Annotated in this window: 17 protein-coding genes and 1 pseudogene; 10 read left to right on the top strand and 8 right to left on the bottom strand. The window is 74.8% G+C overall.

Annotated features, from left to right (window positions below):
* Positions 1–295: 295 nt before the first annotated feature.
* The 3 genes from K2224_RS36055 to K2224_RS36065 all read left to right on the top strand — a co-directional run bounded on the left by K2224_RS36055 (position 296) and on the right by K2224_RS36065 (position 4,460).
* Positions 296–1,678: a family 2B encapsulin nanocompartment shell protein gene (locus K2224_RS36055; RefSeq protein ID WP_221911314.1), complete on the top strand. Its 1,383-nt coding sequence runs from the start codon at positions 296–298 to the stop codon at positions 1,676–1,678.
* On the top strand, positions 1,665–3,101 hold the full coding sequence (locus K2224_RS36060; protein ID WP_221911315.1) for a cysteine desulfurase: 1,437 nt from the start codon (positions 1,665–1,667) through the stop codon (positions 3,099–3,101). The genes K2224_RS36055 and K2224_RS36060 overlap by 14 nt, the downstream gene beginning before the upstream one ends.
* A 294-nt stretch (positions 3,102–3,395) precedes the next feature.
* Positions 3,396–4,460, top strand: coding sequence for a sodium:calcium antiporter (locus tag K2224_RS36065; RefSeq protein WP_221911316.1), 1,065 nt, complete (start codon positions 3,396–3,398; stop codon positions 4,458–4,460).
* On the opposite strand, the gene K2224_RS36070 is transcribed toward K2224_RS36065, so the two are convergent.
* Positions 4,418–5,551, bottom strand: coding sequence for a cation diffusion facilitator family transporter (locus K2224_RS36070; protein WP_221911317.1), 1,134 nt, complete (start codon positions 5,549–5,551; stop codon positions 4,418–4,420). The two genes, K2224_RS36065 and K2224_RS36070, sit on opposite strands and share 43 nt — an antisense overlap.
* 69 nt (positions 5,552–5,620) lie before the next feature.
* Here K2224_RS36070 and K2224_RS36075 point away from each other — a divergent pair, with 69 nt between their 5' ends.
* Together K2224_RS36075 and K2224_RS36080 are read left to right on the top strand one after the other, a co-directional pair.
* On the top strand, positions 5,621–5,977 hold the full coding sequence (locus tag K2224_RS36075) for a metalloregulator ArsR/SmtB family transcription factor (protein ID WP_221911318.1): 357 nt from the start codon (positions 5,621–5,623) through the stop codon (positions 5,975–5,977).
* 81 nt (positions 5,978–6,058) lie between these two features.
* Positions 6,059–6,184, top strand: a pseudogene (locus K2224_RS36080) (MerR family DNA-binding transcriptional regulator); the annotation flags it as partial.
* Between the two features lie 61 nt (positions 6,185–6,245).
* Here the strand turns inward: K2224_RS36080 and K2224_RS36085 are convergent.
* Positions 6,246–7,103: a MerR family transcriptional regulator gene (locus tag K2224_RS36085; protein WP_221911319.1), complete on the bottom strand. Its 858-nt coding sequence runs from the start codon at positions 7,101–7,103 to the stop codon at positions 6,246–6,248.
* Positions 7,104–7,487: 384 nt separating this feature from the next.
* On the opposite strand from K2224_RS36085, the gene rsgA reads away from it, so the two are divergent.
* The gene (gene rsgA / locus K2224_RS36090; RefSeq protein WP_221911320.1) at positions 7,488–8,642 is read left to right on the top strand and encodes a ribosome small subunit-dependent GTPase A; all 1,155 of its coding nucleotides are present in this window, start codon (positions 7,488–7,490) and stop codon (positions 8,640–8,642) included.
* A gap of 57 nt (positions 8,643–8,699) precedes the next feature.
* Here the strand turns inward: rsgA and K2224_RS36095 are convergent, their stop codons facing one another.
* Positions 8,700–9,182, bottom strand: a complete 483-nt coding sequence (locus K2224_RS36095) for a DUF456 domain-containing protein (RefSeq protein WP_221911321.1) — start codon at positions 9,180–9,182, stop codon at positions 8,700–8,702.
* A gap of 186 nt (positions 9,183–9,368) precedes the next feature.
* Between K2224_RS36095 and K2224_RS36100 the strand changes: the two genes are divergently transcribed.
* Together K2224_RS36100 and K2224_RS36105 are read left to right on the top strand one after the other, a co-directional pair.
* Positions 9,369–10,955 (top strand): protein phosphatase 2C domain-containing protein, encoded by a 1,587-nt coding sequence (locus K2224_RS36100; RefSeq protein ID WP_221911322.1) that lies wholly within the window; start codon positions 9,369–9,371, stop codon positions 10,953–10,955.
* A 140-nt stretch (positions 10,956–11,095) separates the two neighbouring features.
* Positions 11,096–12,838, top strand: coding sequence for a pyruvate dehydrogenase (locus tag K2224_RS36105; RefSeq protein ID WP_221911323.1), 1,743 nt, complete (start codon positions 11,096–11,098; stop codon positions 12,836–12,838).
* Between the two features lie 54 nt (positions 12,839–12,892).
* On the opposite strand, the gene K2224_RS36110 is transcribed toward K2224_RS36105, so the two are convergent.
* A complete protein-coding gene (locus K2224_RS36110; protein ID WP_221911324.1) occupies positions 12,893–16,048 on the bottom strand; it encodes a glycoside hydrolase family 38 C-terminal domain-containing protein in 3,156 nt (1,051 codons plus the stop codon).
* Between the two features lie 262 nt (positions 16,049–16,310).
* On the opposite strand from K2224_RS36110, the gene K2224_RS36115 reads away from it, so the two are divergent.
* Entirely contained in the window at positions 16,311–16,790 is a 480-nt protein-coding gene (locus K2224_RS36115) for an ATP-binding protein (protein ID WP_260693683.1), read from the top strand.
* Between the two features lie 40 nt (positions 16,791–16,830).
* Here K2224_RS36115 and K2224_RS36120 read toward each other — a convergent pair whose 3' ends face one another.
* On the bottom strand, positions 16,831–17,904 hold the full coding sequence (locus K2224_RS36120; protein WP_221911325.1) for a DUF2637 domain-containing protein: 1,074 nt from the start codon (positions 17,902–17,904) through the stop codon (positions 16,831–16,833).
* A gap of 230 nt (positions 17,905–18,134) precedes the next feature.
* Positions 18,135–18,983, bottom strand: coding sequence for a (2Fe-2S)-binding protein (locus K2224_RS36125; protein ID WP_221911326.1), 849 nt, complete (start codon positions 18,981–18,983; stop codon positions 18,135–18,137).
* Positions 18,984–19,162: 179 nt separating this feature from the next.
* Between K2224_RS36125 and K2224_RS36130 the strand changes: the two genes are divergently transcribed.
* Positions 19,163–19,867 (top strand): GntR family transcriptional regulator, encoded by a 705-nt coding sequence (locus K2224_RS36130; protein WP_221911327.1) that lies wholly within the window; start codon positions 19,163–19,165, stop codon positions 19,865–19,867.
* Between the two features lie 41 nt (positions 19,868–19,908).
* Here K2224_RS36130 and K2224_RS36135 read toward each other — a convergent pair whose 3' ends face one another.
* Both K2224_RS36135 and K2224_RS36140 read right to left on the bottom strand, forming a co-directional pair.
* Positions 19,909–20,778, bottom strand: coding sequence for a hypothetical protein (locus tag K2224_RS36135; RefSeq protein WP_221912171.1), 870 nt, complete (start codon positions 20,776–20,778; stop codon positions 19,909–19,911).
* 339 nt (positions 20,779–21,117) lie between these two features.
* Positions 21,118–21,963: a hypothetical protein gene (locus K2224_RS36140; protein WP_260693684.1), complete on the bottom strand. Its 846-nt coding sequence runs from the start codon at positions 21,961–21,963 to the stop codon at positions 21,118–21,120.
* Between the last annotated feature and the right edge of the window lie 84 nt (positions 21,964–22,047).

A 22,047-nucleotide genomic window follows, 5' to 3' on the forward strand; every position in this document is an offset into this window, starting at 1 on the left:
TGAGGGCAAATTTGGTCGGTTGTGAAGTGTGCCCGGGCGTCGGCGGACGGCGCCCGAGGCCCCGTCGGGTGGCCCGTGAAGGCCGATTCCACGCGGCGTGATGGCCGTGCAACGCAAGGTAATCGCACGTAGTTCCGTCATGGTGAGCTTTGGGTTCCGAGTGATTCCGGCCGCGGACCCGTCGACGGGCCGTTGCGGGCCGCATATTCCGGCCCCGACCATCCCGGTGTCCCGCATGTCGCCGGCCCCCGCGCCGGGTGGCCGGCATGCCTTCGGTCCCGTATGGAGGTCCCCTGTGAACGACCGGATGACGCTCGCCCCGGATGCGGCACGGCAACTCGCGACCACGACCAAGACCACCCCCCAGATGCGCGGCATCACCCCGCGCTACCTGCTGCGCGCCCTGCCGTGGGTGGACGTCGAATCCGGCGTCTTCCGCGTCAACCGCCGCCGCACCTACGTCCTCGGCGACGACCGCATCAGCACCTACCAGGACGGCGAGACCCACCGCGTCATCCCCGGTGACCTGCGCGAACTGCCGTATCTGCGCGAGGCAGACGACGCCCTGCTGGCCGAACTCGCCGGTGCATTCCAGATGATGCCCTTCGACGCCGGTCAAGTCCTCGCCGAGAGCGGCGAGGTGACGGACCGTCTGCTCGTCGTGGTGCAGGGCCGCGCCGAGAAGCGGGCGCGCGGCCGCTACGGCGAGGACGCGCTGCTCGAAGTGATCGGCGACGGCCAGTTCTTCGACCTCGACGCCTGGACCCGCTCGGCCCCGATGCCCTACCGGGTCACCGCGCTCACCCCCGGCACCGCGCTCAGCCTCGACCGCGCCACCCTGGCCCGCCTGGGCGACCGCGACCCGGCGCTGCGGGCCGCGACCGACGCCTACCTCGCCGCGGACGGCGTACTGCCGGGCAGCGAGGTGCCCGTCGACCTCAGCACCGGGCACACCGGCGAACCCGAACTGCCGGCGACCTTCGTCGACTACGAGGACGCGCCCCGCGAGTACCACATGAACCTCGCCCAGACCGTGCTGCGCGTCCACACCCGGGTCTCCGACCTCTACAGCGGCACCATGGACCAGGTCCGCACCCAGGCCAACCTCACCGCGCACGCGCTCCGCGAGCGACAGGAGGACGCCCTCCTCAACCACCCCGAGCACGGCCTCTTCAGCAACGTCGCCCCCGGCCAGCGCGTCCAGGCCCGCTACGGCGCCCCCACCCCCGACGACCTCGACGAGCTGCTCAGCCGGGTCTGGAAGCAGCCCGGCTACTTCCTCGCCCACCCCCGGACCATCGCCGCGTTCGGCCGGGAATGTACCCGTCGGGGTGTGCCCCCGGTGATCGACACCAGCTTCGGCAGCCCGCTGCTGACCTGGCGCGGGGTGCCGCTGCTCCCGTCCGACAAGGTGCGGTTCGCCGGCGGGGCGGACACCGGCACCACCGAGATCCTGCTGATGCGGGTCGGTGAGGCCGAGCAGGGCGTGGTCGGCCTGCGCCCGGCGAACGTCGCCGACGAGATCGAACCGGGCCTGTCCATGCGGAACATGGGCGTCGACAAGAAGGGCATCACCTCGTACCTGATGACCGCATACTTCAACGCCGCGGTCCTCGTCGAGGACGCCCTCGCCGTCCTCCAGAACGTCGAGGTGTCCCACTACCATGACTACGCCTGACCTGCTGGGGCTCCCGTCGGCCGGGACCGGCGCGGCGGGCGTCCCCACGACCGGAGCGGCGGTGCCCGGCCTCGGCGCCGCCGCGGTCCCGGCGGCGCCCGCGGCCGCGTCCGGCGCCGGCACCGGTGCCCCCGCGCCGGCCCCCGAGTCCGCCGGCACCCCCTGGAACGGCCCCGAACCGACGGGCCGTCACCTCTCCCAACAGCCCTCCTTCTCACCCGAGTTCGCGCGTCGCGACGTGCCGATCCTGCACCGGACCGTCAACGGCAAGCCGCTGGTCTGGCTCGACAACGGGGCCACCACCCAGAAGCCCCGCCAGGTCATCGAGGCGGTCTCCGGCTTCTACGGCGCGGGCAACTCCAACATCCACCGCGGCGCGCACACGATGGCCCGCGAGGCCACCGAGGCGTACGAGGCGGGCCGCACCGCCGTCGCCCGCTTCCTGGGCGCGGCGTCCCCGGACGAGATCGTCTTCACCCGCGGCACGACCGAGGCGATCAACCTCGTCGCCCAGAGCTGGGGGCGGGCCAACCTCGGCCCCGGCGACGACATCCTGGTGCCGGTGCTGGAGCACCACTCCAACATCGTCCCCTGGCAGATGGTGGCCAAGGAGACCCGGGCCCGGGTGGTGCCGGTTCCGCTGCGGCCGGACGGGCAGATCGACCTCGACGCCTACGCCGACCGGCTCTCCATGCGGACCCGGCTGGTCGCGCTCGGCCAGGCGTCGAACGTCCTCGGCACCGTCCCGCCGGTCAAGGAGATGACCGCGCTCGCCCACCGCTACCGGGCCAAGGTCCTGGTGGACGGCGCCCAGGCGGTGGCCCACTTCCCGGTCGACGTGCAGGACCTCGACGCCGACTTCTACGTCTTCTCCGGCCACAAGCTGTTCGCCCCCACGGGCATCGGCGCCCTGTACGCCAAGCCGGAGGTCCTGGCGGAGATGGCACCGTGGCAGGGCGGCGGCAACATGATCGACTCGGTCTCCTTCGACCGCACCACGTACGCGCCCGTGCCGCACCGCCTGGAGGCCGGCACCGGGCACATCGCCGGCGTGGTCGGCCTGCTCGCCGCGATCAACTGGCTGACCGGCTTCGACCGGTCCGCCGTCGCCGCGTACGAGACGGAGCTGCTGGGCCACGCCCGACAGGCACTGGCCGCGGTTCCCGGCCTGGACCTGATCGGCTCCGCCCCCGACCGGATCGCGGTGCTCACCTTCACCCTGGCCGGCCAGGACCCGGCCCGGATCGCGCAGTGGCTCGACCAGGACGGGATCGCGGTCCGGGCCGGCCACCACTGCGCCCAGCCGGCTCTCGCCCACTACGGACTGGAGAGCGCGGCCCGCGCCTCGCTCGCCCTCTACAACACCCCGGAGGAGGTGGACGAACTGGCCGCGTCGCTCCGGCGGCTCCAGCAGTCCGGCTGATCCCGGCCGGCCTCCCCGGCCTCCCCGGCCTCCCCGCCGTCCGTGCGGAGGCCGTGGTGTGCCCGTGGTGTGTAGGGTGGGGGGCTGCGAAGGGGAGTAGCCCCGCAAACCGGTCGTCGACACACTGGAGCCGCAGGCGGCTCCCGGTGGCCGGGCCCGCGCCTCACGGTGCGGGCGGGCGAGACCTTCGGCCCCTTGTCGACGATTCGAACGCGTCGGCGGGGTCGAAGCCGTCCGCCGCTCCCACGCCGGTCGCCCTCGATGCCCGCCGGTGCGGAAAGGCTGACGATCAGCGTGTTGCATTTCGTCCTGCTCATCGCGTGCGCGGTGGCGATCTACCTCTCCTGCGAGTGGTTCGTCAACGCCGTGGAATGGCTCGGTGAGCGGCTCAACGTGGGCCGGATGGCGGTGGGCACCATCCTGGCCGCCTTCGGCACCGCCCTGCCGGAGTCCGTGGTGACGCTGGTCGCGGTGACCACCGGCGCCACCCCGGAGGCCAAGGACATCGGCGTCGGCGCCGCGATGGGCGGCCCGCTGGCGCTGGCCACCGTGGCGTACGGCGTGACCGGCGTGATGCTGCTGCTCCAGCGGCGCAGGCGGCGCGCCGAGGTCGCGGCCGGCGGCTCCGCCGGCGCGGGCGGCGGGACGGCCACCGCGGAGCGGCCGGGGGAGGCCCTCGGCACGGAGCGGGACATGCGGCGGCTGGCCAAGGACCAGACGTGGTTCCTGCCGGTCTTCGTCGTCAAGGTCGTGCTCGGCCTGGTTGCCTTCGCCTTCAAGCCGGTGCTCGGCGTGGCGTTCTTCGCGGTGTACGCGCTGTACTTCTGGCGCGAGATCCGCGGCGACCACGAGGACGACGAGGAGGGTGCCGAGCTGGAGCCGCTGAAGTTCCAGCCGAAGGCCGAGTCCCCGGCGACCTGGGCGGTCGTCGCCCAGACCCTGGTCACCCTGGTGGTGATCTTCTTCGCCTCGCAGCTCTTCGTCCACCAGCTGGATGCCATCGGCCCGATGCTCGGACTCTCCGCCTCGGTCACCGCGCTGCTGCTGTCCCCGGTCGCCACCGAGCTGCCGGAGATCATGAACGCGGTGATCTGGGTGCGGCAGGGCAAGACCAAGCTGGCGCTGGCCAACATCTCCGGTGCCATGATGATCCAGGCGACCGTCCCCAGCGGCCTCGGACTGCTCTTCACCAGCTGGCACTTCGACACCGCGCTGCTGTGGTCCGGCCTGATCACCATGGTCGCGATCGGCTACCTCCTGCTGACCATGCGCGCCCACCGGCTCACCCCGCGGCGGCTGGCCCTGGCGGCCGGCTTCTACGTGGTCTTCGGACTCGGGCTGATCCCCATCCTGAGCTGAGCCGGCGCGGGCCGACCCCGGGCCGGCGCGGCGTGGTGGTCCAGCGCCGCGTGCGGATCCGCGGCGCCGTCCTCCGGGGTGTGGTCGAGGTGGACGGTGGCCGCGGTCAGCCGCGGCACGCCGTGGATCAGCGCGTGCTCGGCGGCCACCGCGATCCGGTGGCCGCGGGCCACGGTCAGCCGCGGGTCGAGGACGATGTCCGCCTCGGCCCGCAGGGTGTGACCGATCCAGCGCATCCGCAACTGCCCCACCCCGCGCACCCCGGGCACCGCCCTCAGCGCCGCCTCGGCGGCCGCCACCAGCGCCGGGTCCACCGAGTCCATCAGCCGCCGGAACACCTCGCGGGCGGCGCCCTTGAGGACCAGCAGGATCGCGGCGGTGATCAGCAGGCCGACGACCGGGTCGGCGGCCCGCCAGCCCAGTGCGGAACCGCCCGCACCCAGCAGCACCGCCAGGGACGTGAAGCCGTCGGTGCGGGCATGCAGCCCGTCGGCGACCAGGGCGGCCGAGCCGATCCGGCGGCCGGTGCGGATGCGGTGGCGGGCCACCCACTCGTTGCCCACGAAACCGGCCAGCGCGGCGGCCGCGACCGCCCACAGGTGCGCTACGTCGCGCGGGTGCAGCAGCCGGTCGACGGCGGTGTACAGGGCGGGCACCGCGGACGCGGCGATGGTGAGCACGATGACCACCCCGGCCAGGTCCTCGGCCCGGCCGTAGCCGTAGGTGTAGCGGCGGTTGGCCGCCCGACGGCCGAGGACGAAGGCGATGCCGAGGGGGACGGCGGTCAGCGCGTCGGCGGCGTTGTGCAGGGTGTCGCCGAGCAGCGCCACCGAGCCGGAGAGCACGAAGACCGCCGCCTGGACCACGGTCGTCAGGCCGAGGACCGCGAGCGAGAGCCAGAGCGCGCGCAGGCCCTCGCGGGAGCTCTCCAGCGCGGCGTCGACCTTGTCCGCGGCCTCGTGGCTGTGCGGGGTGACGGCGTGCGCGAGGCGGTGCCGCAGCCGGGCCGCCCGGGAGCGACCGCCGCGGGCCGGGTGCGGGTGGTGGTGCGCGTGGCCGTGGGATTCGGGGACCGACTCGTGCGCGTTCACAGGCTTCGCACCTTCCCGCCGTCCGGGGCGCGGCTTGTGCCGCCGCCCTCGTCACCCCATTATGTGCGTATGAGCGCACGCATGCACCTATCAGCTGCGCACGGTGCGCAGGAGCCCGACGACGGCACGCGGATCGCGGCCGCGGTGGAGATCCTCGGCCTGCTCGCCGACCGCACCCGGCTCACCCTGCTGCGGCGCCTCGGCACGGGCGAGGCCGACGTCACCACCCTGACCGAAGCCTGCGGCGCCTCCCGCACCTCCGTCAGCCAGCACCTCGCCCGTCTCCGGCTGGCCGGGCTGGTCACCACCCGCAAGGACGGCCGCCGCGCCGTGTACGCCCTGCGCCACGGCCATCTGCGGCGCCTGGTCGACGAGGCCCTCAACGCCGCCGACCACAAGGTCCGCCAACTGCCGCCGCACGACTGAGCGGACGCCGGGACCCCGGGCCGCGACGGCGCGCGCCCGTATGCCGAGCCCGGCCGGGTCGGCGATACGGGAGGGGCGGCCGTGCGGATCGGAGAACTGTCGGAACGCACCGGCAGGCCCCGGCGGTTGCTGCGCTACTACGAGGAGCAGGGGCTGCTCGCCGCCGGACTGCCGACCCGCATCATCAAGCAGATCCGGCCCTGTCTGGGGTGGGCTCGACGGACACGGCGGACGCGGTGAGTTGAGCCGGCGGCGGACCGACGCCCGCTCACTCCCAGGTCGCGGTCTCCGGATCCACGCCGTGGGCCGCCGCGTTCGCGAAGATCACATCGCGCAGCCAGACGGTGAGGTCCGGCGCGACGGTGTCGTAGTACGCGGCGTACCGGGGGTCGTCGACGAACATCCGCCCGATGCAGACCTGCATCGCATGGGAGCAGTCGAAGTACCGCGAGAGCAGCGCACGATGGCGTTCGGCCAGGGCGTTCGCCTCGTCCGAGCCGGGCGCGACACCGGCCTGCCGGGCGGTGGCGAGGTCGGCGTTGAGCGCGTCGGTCGCCGCCGCGACCTCCTTCCAGTCCTCCGGCGACATGGCGGCCGCCCGTTCGGCGTACTGGGCCCACTGCGCGGTGTCGCCCCAGCGGTCCTCGGCCTCCTCGACCCAGGCCGGCTGCCAGTCCGCGCCGAAGATCTCGACCTGCTGCTCCGGGGTCAGCCGCAGGCCCGTCCTGGACGCCTCCAGCATCCGGTCGACCGCGCCGACCATCTTCTCCAGACGGGCGATCCGGTCCACGAGCTGTGACCGCTGCCGGCGCAGATGCGCGCGGGCGTCGGTGTCCGGGTCGTCGAGCAGCCGGCCGATCTGTGCGAGCGGGAAGCCGAGCTCCTTGTAGACGAGGACCCGGTGGATCCGGGCGACGTCGTCCGCCGAGTACACGCGATACCCGGCCCAGGTGCGCCCGCTCGGCCGCACCAGACCGATCGTGTCCCAGTGGTGCAGCGTCTTCACGCTCACCCCGACCAGCGCGGCCGTGCGGCCGACGGTGAGGCCGTCGGGACCGACCGGCCCGGCGCCCTCCCAGATGATGGTCGGTTCCTCCTGGGGGGAGTCGGGGGGTTCACTCGTCATCGGGCCAGTCTCCCGCACCGCGCGGTGATCCGCCCTCCGCCACCGAGCCGGTCCCCGCCGCCGGTGCCACCGCGGGGCGGGCGGCGGATAAATCGTTGGCGCGCGCCGGCGCGCCCCGTCTACCGTCTGATCCGTCGTCGACACCGTCCGACGGCGCCCGGTGTGCTGCGCGCCGGGGAACGGCACCGAAGAGGGAGGTGGCATCTGATGACTGCCGCTGCCACGGGCACCGCTCGCATCCAGAAGACCATCGATGTCCTCCCCGCGGTCCTCGGCTGAGCCGACCCCTTCTCGTTCCTCCGCGTGCTCCTTGCGTGTGTCGGGCCCCGCCCGGCGCACCGCGCACGCACGGCCGGGACCGCGCCTTTCCGAAGGGCCCTCCCGTTGTTCGATCACGCTCTCTCCGCTGCCCATCCGCTGACCGCCGACTACGGCTGGGACGACGGATTCGCGGAGCTGTTCACCCCCTTCGCCGGGCAGGGGTTCGTGCCCGGCCGTATCGTCCGCGTCGACCGCGGCCGCGTGGACGCGGTGGTGCCGGACGGCGATGGCGTCCGCACCGTCCTGGCGGACACCGCGCTGGTGGCGACCAGCGACCCGACGCGGGTCCCCTGCACCGGCGACTGGGCCGTGCTCGACCTGCACAACGGGCGCGTCGGCGACCATCTCGACGGCGTGGTACGGGCGTTGCTGCCGCGCCGCACCGCCATCCTGCGGTCCGCCTCGACCAAGCGTTCCGAGGGCCAGGTCCTCGCCGCGAACGTCGAGTACGCCGTGGTCGCGGTCTCCCTGGCCGAGGCCCTGGACCTGGACCGCGTCGAGCGGTTCGTCTCTCTGGTGTGGGAGAGCGGGGCGCAGCCGGTGGTGGCCCTCACCAAAGCCGACCTGGTGGCGGACCCGGTCACGCTCGGCCATCTCGTGGCGGACGCGGCGGACGCCGCCCCCGGTGTGCGGGTGGTGGCGGTCAGCGCGGCCACCGGGGAGGGCGTCGACACGCTCTCCACCGTGCTCGCGGGCGCCACCTCCGTCCTTCTGGGGCGGTCCGGGGCCGGCAAGTCCACCCTGGCCAACGCCCTGCACGGCTCGGACGTCCAGGACGTGCGGGCGGTCCGCGACCAGGACGGCAAGGGCCGGCACACCACCACGACCCGCGATCTGCTGGTGCTGCCCGGAGGCGGCGTACTGATCGACACGCCGGGACTCCGCGGCGTCGGAATGTGGGACGCACAGGCCGGTCTGGCCCGGACGTTCGCCGACGTCGAGGAACTGGCCGAACGGTGCCGCTTCCACGACTGCGCACACGGCGCCGAGCCCGGCTGTGCGGTCCAAGAGGCGGTGGAGCATGGTGAGTTGACGGACCGTCGGCTGGAGAGCTACCGCAAGCTGCAACGGGAGAACCAGCGCATCGTGGCCAAGACCGACGCCCGGCTGCGCGCCGAGATCCGGCGCGACTGGAAGCAGAAGCAGGCACTGGGCCGGCACCAGATGGAACAGAAGCGGGGGCCGGCGGCGGCCGGGCGCCGGCGGACGGGCCGGTAGGCACGGGGCACGCGGGGGGGGCGGCGGCCCCGGGCCGCGGCCCGGGCCCGCCGCCCCTCAGCCCGCGAGCACCGCCCCCACCCAGGCACCCACCACCAGCAGGCACGCGAACAGTTCGACCAGCACGCTCAGGCCGATGGCGCGCAGCGCCGTACGGGTCGAGGCCCGGGCGTCGCCGTGGCTGCCCAGGCGGACGCGTTCGAGGAGGTAGAGGCCGCCGACCGCGCCGAGCGGACAGCCGACGACGGGCAGCAGGAAGAACCCCGCCACACCGGCCGCGCCCGCGAGGAGCAGCGTGCGGTAGGGCACGCCCGCATCGCGCAGACTGCGGGTCGGCAGCAGCCACTTGAGCACCTGGTTGAGCAGCAGCACGCCGGTGCCGGCCATCAGCACCGTCCAGGCCAGGGCGGACCGTTCGGCCGTCGCCCACCACAGCAGCCCCGCCCAGATGACCAGCGGACCGGGGAGGCCGGGGACCAGCACCCCGAACACGCCGAACAGCAGCACCAGCCCGACGCCGATCAGCTGCCAGGCATTCATGCGCCGGCCCCGGAGCCGCCGGCGCACCGGCACGGCCCGGACGGCGCACGCCAGGCAGGGGCCCGAACGCTGCGCTCGCTCACGGCCCGCATGGCCCAAGCCTGCCGGAAGGGGGCGGCCGGCGCTTCCTGGAATGCCCTGTTCGCGCCCTGTTTCGGCGGCATGCGCCACGGGACAATGCGGCCCATGAAGCAGCAGGGGGCGGGCCGCGGAAGAGAGGACGACTGGTGGTGGCGGGAGCTGTACGGCGACGATTCCGGAGCGGGGGAGGGGACGGGGGAGCGGCCCGGCGAGCGGCCGCGGGGCGGTAGCCGGGGCGGGCCCGGCACCCGCGGTGTCCACGAGGCCCCGGGCACGCCCCGCACCCCCGACATCCGCGACGCCCCCGGCGCCCGCGACACCGCCGACACGCTCGACGAGCGGATCGAGTCGGTGTTGCGGACGGTGGGGCGGCGCGGGGGTGCCGCGTCCGGGGAGCCCGCTCGCGGGGAGTCCCCTCCCAGGAAGTCCCCTCCCGCGGATTCCTCGCTCCCTGAGTCGTCGCACCCTGATTCCCCGTCCGCGGCAGCCGTTCCCGGGGAGGACTCCCACACGGCGTTCGAGCCCCGGCCGTGGGAGCCGAGCGCCTGGGAACCGCCGTCCTGGGACCCGCCCGCCCGGCGGGCGCCGTCCCCGCCCCGGCCCACGGAGTCCCGCCCCGCGGAGCCCCGGCCCACGGAGTCCCGCCCCGCGGAGCCCCGGCCCGTGGAGCCCCGGCCTGCGGAGCGGCCCGTGGAGCCCCGACCTGCGGAGCCCCCGCCGCCCCTGCCGGCCACCGGTGTCGCCGGGACGGCGGACGTGCCGTTCGACGACGTCATGGACGCCGAGCCCGTCGCCTGGACGACCGCCCCCGTCACCCTTCCCTTCCCCTTCCCCTCGTCTTCCTCCGAGGCGGATCCGGACGCGCTCGGCGAGCCCGTGCCCGACACGGTCCTGGGCGGCGCGCGGTTCGGTCCGGTCGACGTCCGTGCCGTCTCGCAGCGCGGCGCCGACGCGTGCCGGCGGGGCGAGGCGCGCGGGGAGGCGTTCCTCGTCGCCCGGTTCGGGGCGGACGCCGACGCGGTCCTCCTGGTGGCCGTCGCCACCGGTCTGTCCCCCAGGGGAGCGGCCGCCCAGCGCGCGGCCCGCGCGGCCTGCGCCTGGGCCGGCGATGCCGTCGGCCGCTGCGCCACCCGGTTGGCCCAGGACCTCCGCGCCGAGCGGCGCGAGGCGCTCCGGGCGGGGTTGCAGCGCCTCACCGCCCGCGGTCTCGGCCGGCTGCGCGGCCGGGCCGCGGAACTGGGCGTGGCGGCCGACGCGGACCCGGCCGCGCTGTGCTGCCTGTTGGTGCCCGACGACCCGGACTGCCGTACGCGGGTGTTCTTCGGCACCGGCGCGGGCGGACTGTTCCGGCTCCGCCACGACGGCTGGGAGGACCTGGCCCCGGCCGGCGCGACACCGGCCGCCCACACTGCCCCGGACGCCGCCCCTGCCGCCGCCCCCGCTCCTTCTCCCGCGTGCCCGTCGGCGTCCTTCCGGTTCCGCGCCGTGCCGGGCCGGTCAGGGGACGTGCTGCTGCTGTGCGGCGCCGGGGTCGCGGCACCGCTGAGCGGCGATCCGGACTTCGCCGCCCGGCTCGCCGCCGCATGGTCCGTCCCGGGCCCGCCCGACCTCGTCGGCTTCCTCGCCGCCGTCCAGCCGCGCGGCCCCGGGGAGACCAAGGACCGCACTGCGGTGGGCATCTGGGAGGCGTAGCGCACGGAAGCGGAGTCCGGCCCCCGGAGGCGGAGTGCGTCCCCCCATGGGTTCATGGGAAGGAGCCGGAGGGCCGTCGGGACGGAGCGGCCGGCCGGCCGGCCGCCGGCCCGTTCGTCGTGGTGAAGGAGGGTTTCCTCGTGGCCAAGCAGACCGTGGCCGAGCAGTTCGTCGACATCCTGGTGCGGGCCGGTGTCCGACGGCTCTACGGGGTCGTCGGGGACAGCCTGAACCCGGTGGTGGACGCCATCCGCCGCAACTCCGCCATCGACTGGATCCAGGTCCGGCACGAGGAGACCGCCGCCTTCGCGGCCGGGGCGGAGGCGCAGCTCACCGGGAAGCTGGCGGCCTGCGCGGGGTCCTGCGGGCCCGGCAACCTGCACCTGATCAACGGGCTGTTCGACGCGCACCGGTCGATGGCCCCGGTGCTCGCGCTGGCCTCGCACATCCCGTCCAGCGAGATCGGCACCACCTTCTTCCAGGAGACCCACCCGGACCGGCTGTTCTCCGAGTGCAGCCACTACAGCGAGCTGATCTCCAGCACCCGCCAGATGCCGCGGGTGCTCCAGACCGCCATCCAGCACGCCGTCGGGCAGAGCGGTGTCGCGGTCGTCTCGCTCCCCGGCGACATCGCCGCCGACCCCGCGCCGGAGCGCGCCTTCCAGCACGCCCTGGTCACCACCCGCCCCTCGGTCCGCCCCGGTGACGAGGAGATCGACGCGCTGGCCCGGATGGTCGACGCGGCCGACAAGGTCACGCTCTTCTGCGGCAGCGGCACCGCCGGCGCGCACGCCGAGGTGATGGAGTTCGCGGAGCGGGTGAAGTCGCCGGTGGGCCATGCGCTGCGCGGCAAGGAATGGATCCAGTACGACAACCCGTACGACGTCGGGATGAGCGGGCTGCTCGGCTACGGCGCGGCCTACGAGGCCACCCACGAGTGCGATCTGCTGATCCTGCTCGGCACGGACTTCCCCTACAACGCCTTCCTCCCCGACGACGTGCGGATCGTCCAGGTGGACGTGCGGCCCGAGCACCTGGGCCGGCGCACCAAACTGGACCTCGCCGTCTGGGGCGACGTCCGGGAGACGCTGCGCTGCCTGACCCCGAAGGTGCGGGTGAAGGAGAGCCGCCGGTTCCTGGACCGGATGCTGAAGAAGCACGCCGACGCCTTGGAGGGCGTGGTCAAGGCGTACACCCGCAAGGTGGAGAAGCACGTTCCGATCCACCCGGAGTACGTCGCCTCGGTGCTCGACGAGGAGGCCGCCGAGGACGCCGTCTTCACCGTCGACACGGGCATGTGCAACGTCTGGGCGGCGCGCTATCTGACGCCCAACGGGCGCCGGAGGGTGATCGGTTCGTTCAGCCACGGCTCGATGGCCAACGCGCTGCCGCAGGCGATCGGCGCCCAGTTCATGGACCGCGGGCGGCAGACCGTGTCGATGTCGGGCGACGGCGGCTTCGCGATGCTGATGGGCGACTTCCTGACCCTGGTCCAGTACGACCTGCCGGTGAAGGTGGTGCTGTTCAACAACTCCTCTCTGGGGATGGTGGAGTTGGAGATGATGGTGTCGGGGCTGCCCGCGTACGGCACCACCAACCACAACCCCGACTTCTCCGCGATCGCCCGCGCGGCCGGGGCGTTCGGCGTGCGGGTGGAGAAGCCCGGGCAGCTGCGCGGGGCGCTGCGCGACGCCTTCCGGCACAAGGGGCCGGCGCTGGTCGACGTGGTCACCGACCCCAACGCGCTCTCCATCCCGCCGAAGATCAGCGCGGAGATGGTCTCCGGCTTCGCGCTCTCCGCGGGGAAGATCGTGCTGGACGGCGGGGTGGGCCGGATGGTGCAGATGGCCCGCTCCAACCTGCGGAACATCCCCCGGGTGTGACGGTGCGTCCGGGGGCGCGGCCGGGACGGTCCGGCGGCGCACCCGGTGGGCGGGTCAGTCCGGTGGGGCGGCCGGGTGCACGGGCCGGAGCCGGAGGGTGCGGATCTGGAACGGGCGGAGGGTGAGCGTCAGTTCCGAGGTCGGGCCCTCCTCCTCGTCCCGCAGTGGGCGTTCCAGCAGGTCGGTGACGGTGGCGTGGGCGACCGGGAAGCCGGGGGAGAGGGTGCCGGTGGCCCGGCCGCCGTGGGACTCGTAGAGCCGGACGACGACGTCGCCGCTGCGGTCGTCGGCGAGTTTGACCGACTCGACGGTCAGGGCGGGGTTGTCGATGCGCACCAGGGGGGCGAGGTGCCCGGCGGCCGGGGCGGGGGCGGTGCGGAGCGGGAGGTTGAGCGCGAGGCCGCCGGCGACCGCGTCGGTGGTCCCGGCGCCGGGCAGCAGCGCGTAGCGGAAGCGGTGGGTGCCCTGGTCGGTCTCCGGGTCGGGGCTGTGCGGTGCGCGCAGCAGGGTGAGCCGCACGGTCGTGCCGACGCCGTCCTCGTGGGGGGTGCGGGTGACGTCGTGGCCGTAGGTGGAGTCGTTGAGCAGGGCGACGCCGTAGCCGGGTTCGGCGACCCGGAGCCAGCGGTGCGCGCAGATCTCGAAGCGGGCCGCGTCCCAGCTGGTGTTGGCGTGGGTGGGGCGGTGGACGTGGCCGAACTGGATCTCGGCGGTGGACCGTTCGGCGTGCACGTCCAGCGGGAACGCGGCCTTGAGGACCTTCTCCGACTCGTGCCAGTCGATGTCGGTGGTGATCTCCAGGCGGCGGGAGCCGGCGTGCAGGGTCAGGTCCTGGGTGAGGTGTGAGTCGCCGAAGGTGCGGCTGACCCGCACGGTGGCGGTGAGCGGTCCGGAGGCGACCAGTTCGACGGAGTCGGCGGCGGTGAGGTCGGTGTGCCGGTTGCGGTGGTGCCGGTCGAGGTTCCAGGCGTCGTACTGGTTGGGGTGGTCCGGGTGCAGCTGGAGAAGGTTGCCGCGGGCACCGGGCGCCAGCACTTCCCGGTCGGCGGCCAGGTCGCGTACGGAGGCCAGCAGGCCGTCGGCGTCGATACGGACCCGCAGCCGCCCGTTGTCGAGCGTGAGGTCGCGGGTGCCGGCGGTGGCGCGCACGGGCCGGGGGGCGGGGGCGGCGGCGCCGGACGGGGGGAGCGGGGCGGAGCCCAGGGCGGGGACTTGGACGGCGACGGCGGCCGGGCCCGTGCCGCCGGCGGGCAGTTCGACGATCTCCAGGCGGTCGTAGGGCGAGGCGTTGAAGACGGCGTCGGAGGCCGGGCGCCCCGTCGGCGCCGGTTCCCCCGTCCCGGCCGCCAGGGCCGCCAGCGCCTCCTCGGTCAGCGCGGTCAGCTCGGCCGCCACCGCCGCGTAGGTCGCGCGGGCCTCGCGGTGGACCCAGGCGATCGACGAGCCGGGCAGGATGTCGTGGAACTGGTGCAGCAGCACGGTCTTCCAGAGCCGGTCCAGCGCCGCGTACGGATAGCGGTAGGCGGCGTCGCCGGGCGCCGTGGCGGTGTGCACGGCCGCGGTCGCGGCCCACAGCTCGGCCTCCCGCAGCAGGTGCTCGCAGCGCCGGTTGCCCTGCTTGGTCCCGGCCTGCGAGGTGTAGGTGCCGCGGTGGAACTGGAGGTACAGCTCACCGGACCAGACGGGCGCCGCCGCCGCGTACTCCTCGTGCGCCGCCGCGAAGAAGCGGGCCGGCGGCTCGACCGCGACCCGCGGCGAGCCCTCCAGGGAGCGCAGCCGGCGGGCCCGCTCCAGCATCTCGCGGGTCGGACCGCCGCCGCCGTCGCCCCAGCCGAACGGGACCAGCGAGCGGGTCGCCCGCCCCTGCTCGGCGAAGTTCCGCTCCGCGTGGGCGAGTTCGCGGCCGTGCAGCTGGGAGTTGTAGGTGTCGACGGGCGGGAAGTGGGTGAACACCCGCGTCCCGTCGATGCCCTCCCACCAGAAGGTGTGGTGCGGCATCCGGTCGCTCTCGTTCCAGGACAGCTTCTGGGTGAGGAACCACTTCGCGCCGGCCAGCCGCGCCAGCTGCGGGAAGGCGGCGGTGTAGCCGAAGGAGTCGGGCAGCCAGACCTCCTCGGTCTCCACGCCCAGTTCGTCCAGGAAGAACCGCTTGCCGTGCACCAGCTGCCGGGCCAGGGCCTCGCCGCCGGGCATGTTGGCGTCGGACTCCACCCACATCGAGCCGACCGGCACCCAGTTGCCGTTCCGCACCGCCTTCTTGATGCGGGCCCAGAGGTGCGGCTGGTTGTCCCGCACCCAGGCGTACTGCTGCGCCTGGGAGCAGGAGAACACCAACTCCGGGTACTCGGTGGCGAGTTGGGTGACGTTGGCGAAGGTGCGGGCGGCCTTGCGGACGGTCTCGCGCAGCGGCCAGAGCCAGGCGGAGTCGATATGGGCGTGCCCGGTGGCCGAGACGCGGTGTGCGCTGGCGGTGGCCGGGCGGCTCAGCACGTCGGCCAGTTCGGCGCGGGCCGCGGCCGCGGTGCCGCCGACGTCGTGCAGGTCGAGCGCGTCCAGCATGTTCTCCAGGGCCCGCAGGATGCCGTGCCGGCGCGGCCGGTCGACGGGCAGCTCGTGCATCAGCTCCCACAGCACCTCGACGTCCAGCACCAGCTGCCAGACGGTCTCGTCGAGCACCGCGAGATCGGCGGCCGCGAAGCGGTGGAGCGGCCGGCGGGGGGCGGTGCGGATGTCGCCGAGGTCGGTGGGGCGGAAGTCGCGCAGCACGGCGGGGTTGGCGGCGGCCTCCAGCAGCAGCCGGACCTCCTCGCCGCCGTGCGCCGGGGCCGCGACGGGGACGTGCCGGTTGCGCGGGTGGACGCCCTTGAGGGGCACCCCGGCGGCGTCGTACACCAGCCCCTCCGCCTGGAATCCCGGCCCGTCGCCGGTGAACCCCGGGTCGAGGACCGCCTCCACCCGCCGCCCGGCCCACTCCGCCGGCACCTCGCCGGTCAGCCGGAACCAGCTCGTCGACCACGGCGGCCCCCAGGCGTCCCCGACCGCGAACGGCTCGTAGTCGGCGGTCAGCGCCTCGGCGGCCGCCCTGGGCTTGCCCGGTACGTGCCACACCTCCAGCCGCAGCGGGTGCCGCGCCGGGTACTGCGCGGGCCGGATGTGCTGTTCGAGCGCCCGCGCGAGGCGCCCCTCCACCAGCAGTCGGTCGTCGTGCACGGCGGCTCCTCACGCTCGTACGGCCCGCGGACCCGGCACCGGCCGGCGGACCGGCCCGCTCCGGGCGGTCGCGGAACGTATACCCACCCCGGCCCGCCGGGGCCCCGTCCCGCCGGGCGTCGCAGACCGCCCGCCGCGGGCGTGCGCCGGCCGCGCGCCCGCGGGCGGCAAGCGGAAGCATGGCGACGGGCCCGATGGGAATGCTGAGCGTGAGGCTGTTCGAGGCAGAGCGCCGGTGGTTCGTCTGGGGGGCGGGGGAGAGATGCGTCGGCCTGTGCGGTGCGAGGAAGGGAACAGACGACAGCGCACGGAAGGGGGTGACGGGAGCGGCGCGGTCGCGCTGCGCGCGCCCGGAGTACTGGAGCGCAAGGTGCGGCAGGCCGACCTCAAGGCGGTCGGCGAACTCCGCGGAGAGCTGCGGGAGTTACTGTGCCGCTGGGCGCCGCCGGACGGCGGGGCTCCGGCGGATCCCGAGGTGGCGGCGCTGCTGACCAGCGAGTTGGTGACCAACGCCCTGCTGCACACCGAGGGCGGGGCGGTGGTGACGGTCCGGGTCACCGACCGCCTGCGGGTGGAGGTGCGGGACTTCGCCGAACGCTGTCCGGAGCCGCGCGCCCCGTCGGTCGACGGCACTTCGGGGCGGGGGCTGATGCTGGTACGGGCCCTGGCGGACGCCTGGGGCATCCGGCCCGAGGGGGTCGGCAAGTGCGTGTGGTTCGAGCTGGGCGGCGGACCGGCCTGACGCGAAGCCGGGGGTGAGGGTCGGCGCGGTCCGCCACCGTTCAGCCGAACTGCCTTTCGATCTCGGCGAGTTTCTCCTCCAGGGAGTCCAGCCGGGGGATCGTCTGGGTGTCGTCCTCGGCGGTGAGGTCGACGGCGCTGCGCCGCCCGGATATGGCGGAGCCCTCGGGCTCGGTACCGTTCACGGCCTTCAGGGCCGGCCGGGGGCGGTTGGCCGCGTCGCCGGGGGGCAGCGGCGTCGGATCGACCGGCCCCACGGCGTCCGGGCCGGCCTCCACGGGCGGCAGGGGCGCGCCCGCCGGGAGGGCGTGGCGTCCACCGCTTCTGGCCCAGGAGCGGTGCTGCCGGTTGAGGGCCTTGATCCGGGCCCGGTCGAGCTTGTCCTGCTCGCGCCGGTGGAGCCGGTTCCGGGTCTTCTCCCGCTTGTCGTCGCGGACCTCCTCGACCGCCTCGTCCAGCGTCCCCACGCCCTCCAGCAGCATCAGCGACCAGGCGGCGAAGGTCTCGCGGGGCGCCCGCAGCCAGCGGACGATGCGGATCTGCGGCAACGGCCGGGGCACCAGGCCCTGTTCGCGCAGCGCCGCCCGGCGGGTCTGTTTCAGCGCCCGGTCGAAGAGGATCGCCGCCGACAGCGACATCCCGGCGAAGAACTGCGGGGCGCCCGCGTGGTCCAGTCCGCGCGGTGCGTGCACCCAGTTGAACCAGGCGGCGGCGCAGGCGAACGTCCACACCAGTATCCGGGAGCCGAGTGCCGCGTCGCCGTGACTGGCCTCGCGCACCGCCAGGACGGAGCAGAACATCGCGGCGCCGTCGAGTCCGAACGGCACCAGGTACTCCCAGCCCCCGGTGAGCCCGAGGTTCTGGACGCCGAAGCCGACCAGGCCGTGGAAGGAGAGGGCCGCGGCGACCGCGGCGCAGCAGAACAGCAGGACGTAGGCGGCCGAGGCGAAGACCGCCTCCTTGCGCCGGCGGCGGTCCACGGTGCGTTCCCAGGACTCGTCGGTGCCGGTCCGCCGGCCCGCGTGCCTGCCGCGCCGGAAGCGGAAGGCGGCGGCGGTGCCCCCGGCGAGCAGCAGAAACGTCGGAATCATCCAATTCAGCGATATCTCGTTCATTCTTACCCCGGGATTCCTTGGTGGGATGGCGGCACGTCCGCGGGTCCGCGAGTGCGCGCGTCATCCTTACGGGATCGACCCCGGTTGCAGGGGGTTTCGGGGCAAGAGAACGCCAAGGTGTACCGGGTCCCGCGGCGGAATGACCCAGAGGTCTCGAACTTCTTTGCGTCAAGGGGGAGTTGTGTGCGGATCGCGGTCGATCGCGGCGGTCCGCGGGGGCGGCGGGCGGCTCAGGCGGTCGCGGTGAGGCGGCTGACGCGTTCCGTGTCGCAGGTGCGCGGGCAGGTGACGCAGGTGTCCTCGGGGCGCAGCGTGTAGTACATGCAGCAGCTGGCGCGGTCCCGGGTGGCCAGCGTGGCGCCGTCCGGGCCGGTCAGCTCGCGGAAGCCGGCGCCGGCCACGTACGGCGCGACGGCGCCCGGCAGCAGCCGTGCCAGCTCGGCCGTCGCCCGCGCCTCCTCGCCCAGCAGGTGCCCGACGTACCAGAGCCCCTCGACGATCTCGTCGGAGGCCATGCCCCAGGCCGCCCGGGGGCCGCGCCGCATCCGGCCGCGGAGGCCCTCCAGGAGGGGCCGCAGATGGTCGGCGACCGCGGTGCGGACCTCGGCGCGCAGCGCCTCCTCGTCCGGCACCACCCGTGCGCCGGGCAGGGCCGCGGCCGGGTCGTCCGGCAGGCACCCGAACGAGGCCGCGCGCACCGCCATCCGGCCCAGCCCGCGGTGGAAGCGCACGTCCTCCGTGGAGAGGTACGGCACCCGGCGGTGCAGGAACCACGGGAGGGTGATCAGCAGGCAGGCCGGCCAGGCGTAGCGGTGCAGCGCGAAGCTCGCGACGACGTCGGGGCGGGCGGGCTGTCCGTAGTCCCGGGCGATCCGGTCCGCCTCGTCGGCGAGGAAGGTCTCCAGCGCCGGTCCGCCCGCGGCCAGGTCGGACGCCGCCAGCCAGCCGTCGCCCTCGGGTGGCGTGCTGTCCCACACCGTCACCTGGAGGCCGGGGAAGACCTCGGCGAGCCGGGCGTAGGCGTCCCCGGCGGGGTGGGCGCAGTGGGCGGCGGGCGCGGCAGCAGCGGCAGGAGGCATGCGGAGGACCACCGAATCGCGATCGTTGGCAGGTAAGGCTTACCTTATCCGACATCTCTACCCGTGCCCGCGAAGGTGTGAACCGGCACTTCGGGCGCTTATGGTGCTGACACCCCGGATCCGGACACCGGCCTCGCGCCGGCGGATCCACGCAAGCCGTCAGCAGCAGGAGGAGCGCCATGGAGCAGGGCACAGCGGAGCCGCAGCCGGAGGCCCGGGTGCGGATGCCCGGGGCCGGCGGCCTGCTGCCCCGGCCGCGGCCGCACCGTCACTCGGTGCGCGGCCAGGTCCTGGACGCGCTGCGCCAGGCACTGGCAAGCGGGGAGCTGCTCGCCGGCGAGGTCTACTCCGCGCCGGTGCTCGCCGAGCGGTACGGCGTCTCCGCGACCCCGGTCCGCGAGGCGATGCAGCAGCTCGCCGGGGAGGGCGCCGTCGAGGTCGTGCCCAACCGCGGCTTCCGGGTCTGCGAGCGCAGCTCCCGCGACCTCGCCGAGCTCGCCGAGGTCCGCACCATGCTGGAGCTGCCCGCGATCGTGCGGCTGGCCCGGGCGGTGCCCCCCGAGCGCTGGGAGGGGCTCCGGCCGCTGGCCGAGGAGGGGGTGGCCGCCGCCGCGCGGGGCGACCGGGCCGGGTACGCGGATGCCGACCACGCCTTCCACCAGGCGCTGATCGCGCTCACCGGGAACCGCCGGCTCACCCAGGTCACCGGCGATCTGCTGCGCCGCGCGCAGTGGTCGGGGGGCGGCGCCCGGCCGCGCACCGCCGAACTGCTGGCCGACGCCTCCGAGCACACGGCCCTGCTCGACGCGCTGGTCGCCTCGGAGTACGCGGTCGTCGAGCGGATCGCCCGCGAGCACCTGTCGGCGGCCCGGCACCCGCACTGAGGCGGCGGCGGTCGCGGGGCCCGGGTGCCGGGCCCGCGGGCTCAGAAGACCGGCAGGAGTTCCGCCAGCGGCAGTGCCGCGACGTCGGCGGCGGGCCGGGAGACGTAGAGCTCGGCGTGGTAGAAGCCGTCGGCCTCCTTGCCGCCGGTGGTCAGTCCGCGGGCCGCCAGCGCCTCGAAGGCCGCCCGCCGCTCGGCCTCGTCGGCGAACCGCCGCTGCCGGAACGTCCGCGTGGTGAGCCGCTCGGTGACCAGCCCGGCCCGCGCCAGCAGCGCGGAGACCGGCCGGTACGACACCGTGCGCAGCACGAACGCGGCGACCCACGGCGGAGCGGTGACGCAGTCGACGAGCCGGCCGAAGGTGCGCGCGGTGATGTAGCCGACGCCGCCGGTGACGGTGATCAGGTCGGTGCCGTCCAGCGTCCGGCACAGCTGCGGGCTCGGGGCGTCCGCCTCCAGGTTCTCGGCGAAGCCGTCGTCGAGCAGGCCGGCCGCCACGGCGTAGCCGACCGCGTGCCCCGCGGCGTCGATGCCGGTCACCCGGGCCGCGCCGGGGCGGCGCAGCCCGGCGTAGAAGGCCCGGTCCGCGCGGGCCAGGGCGTCGCCCGCCGGGGCGCCGGGCCCGCCTCCCGTGTAGCGGTCGTAGAGGTCGTCGAGGGTCAGCCGGTGGTTGAGCAGCGCCGCGTTGACCCCGTACGAGCAGCACAGGTCGACGACGCGCAGCGGCGGACGGTCGCCGCGGCGGCGTTGCAGCGCGTCGGCCAGTGCGCGGAACACCGCCTGGCCGTGGTGCGGGATCTGGTACTCCAGGGGTTGCAGCGTGCCGAAATAGCGGCGCGGATCAGGGCAGTTGTAGATCGCCTCGAAATGCGCCTTGCCCCAGTCGGTTCCGGTGCTGGTGGTGTGGGTCACTCCTGCCACGGTGCGCCTCCTGAAGGCTCTGCCAGAGGGAGCTGGTCGCGGACCAGCATCCAGGCCGCGCCGCCCGGTCGCAGTGCGACTTGTGGCCATTCTCGGGGCACGTGGGGCATGGCGCTACCGACCGATCGACGCCCGGCAGCCCCCTCGACCCGGCCGATCCGCCGCCGGCAGGGTCCGGATCCGGCCAATCGACGCGGGACGCGGCATGGCCGAGGCGGGGTGGTTGACGGCCGGAGGGCGCGGCCGCGGGCGGTGGAGGGCGGGTGGCGGGTGGCCCGGGGACCGGGGCTCGGGCCGTCCGGGCCGGAGCCGCCGGACGGGTGGCCCGCCCTAGCCCGCCGTGCCCTCCGCGGCCGCCGCAGGCTCCTCCGGCGGGGCCGGGGGCAGCTGGGCGGCGAGCCAGGTGGGGAGGCCGCCCATGAGGCGGAACAGGCGGGCGGCCTCGGTGCGCAGGCGGACCGCCTCGTCGTCGGGGACGGCGTCGGCCAGTGCGGCCAGCGCCGGCGCGGTGCCGACCAGGAAACCCAGCTCCTCGCGGATCCGCAGGGACTCCGTGAAACCGTGCCGGGCCTCCGCCAACTCCCCCTCGCGCAGCGCCAGTCCGGCGAGGTGGCGCCAGGTGAAGGAGAGCAGTAAGGCGTCGCCCTGGTCGGCGGCGCCGGCGTGGGCGCGGCGGTAGGCGGCGCGGGCGGCGTCCGGGCTGTCGGCGATGTGCTCGGCCATCAGCCCGCGGCGGTAGTCCAGCAGCGGCCGGCCGGCCTCGCCGGGGGCCAGCAGCGCGGCCGCCCGGCCGAGCGCCGACCGCGCCTCGTCGGCCCGGTCGCGGACGCCCAACACCGTTGAGGTGTAGGCGAGTTGGCCGCGCTCGCAGGCCGCGGCGCCGCGTTCGCCGTCGCCGCCGGCGAGCGCCTCCGCGGTGCGCAGCGCGTCCTCGGCCTCGGCGAAGCCGGCGGCGGTGAACATGCAGCGCTCCACCAGGAGCGCGGCGCGGCGCAGTGCGGCGGGGGCCTGCCGGGCGGCGTACGGCTCCAGGAGGGCGGCCGCGTCGAGCCAGCAGCCCCGGGAGCGCAGCCGCCACACGGCGCGGTCCAGTGGATCGTCGCCCGCCGGGCCGCCCGCTCCCGGCGCGGCTCCCGGCCGCGGTGCCGGGACCGGTACCTGATCCGCGGACCTCATGGAATCCGCGGGATCCGCGGATCCGGACATGGCGGTATCCGCCACAGTGCCCTCCCCGAGCGCGCCATTGAGCGGGAATGCAGG

The organism is Streptomyces sp. BHT-5-2 (genome assembly GCF_019774615.1).
In the GTDB taxonomy this organism is placed as follows: Bacteria; Actinomycetota; Actinomycetes; order Streptomycetales; family Streptomycetaceae; genus Streptomyces.

What these genes read in the sequence shown, in the direction of transcription:
- K2224_RS36115 (WP_260693683.1), top strand. Translation starts at nt 16,311, where the DNA reads ATGCGTCGGCCTGTGCGGTGCGAGGAAGGGAACAGACGACAGCGCACG.
- K2224_RS36060 (WP_221911315.1), top strand. Translation starts at nt 1,665, where the DNA reads ATGACTACGCCTGACCTGCTGGGGCTCCCGTCGGCCGGGACCGGCGCG.
- K2224_RS36085 (WP_221911319.1), bottom strand. Translation starts at nt 7,103, where the DNA reads ATGACGAGTGAACCCCCCGACTCCCCCCAGGAGGAACCGACCATCATC.
- K2224_RS36120 (WP_221911325.1), bottom strand. Translation starts at nt 17,904, where the DNA reads ATGAACGAGATATCGCTGAATTGGATGATTCCGACGTTTCTGCTGCTC.
- K2224_RS36140 (WP_260693684.1), bottom strand. Translation starts at nt 21,963, where the DNA reads ATGAGGTCCGCGGATCAGGTACCGGTCCCGGCACCGCGGCCGGGAGCC.
- K2224_RS36100 (WP_221911322.1), top strand. Translation starts at nt 9,369, where the DNA reads ATGAAGCAGCAGGGGGCGGGCCGCGGAAGAGAGGACGACTGGTGGTGG.
- K2224_RS36075 (WP_221911318.1), top strand. Translation starts at nt 5,621, where the DNA reads ATGAGCGCACGCATGCACCTATCAGCTGCGCACGGTGCGCAGGAGCCC.
- K2224_RS36130 (WP_221911327.1), top strand. Translation starts at nt 19,163, where the DNA reads ATGGAGCAGGGCACAGCGGAGCCGCAGCCGGAGGCCCGGGTGCGGATG.
- K2224_RS36095 (WP_221911321.1), bottom strand. Translation starts at nt 9,182, where the DNA reads ATGAATGCCTGGCAGCTGATCGGCGTCGGGCTGGTGCTGCTGTTCGGC.
- K2224_RS36125 (WP_221911326.1), bottom strand. Translation starts at nt 18,983, where the DNA reads ATGCCTCCTGCCGCTGCTGCCGCGCCCGCCGCCCACTGCGCCCACCCC.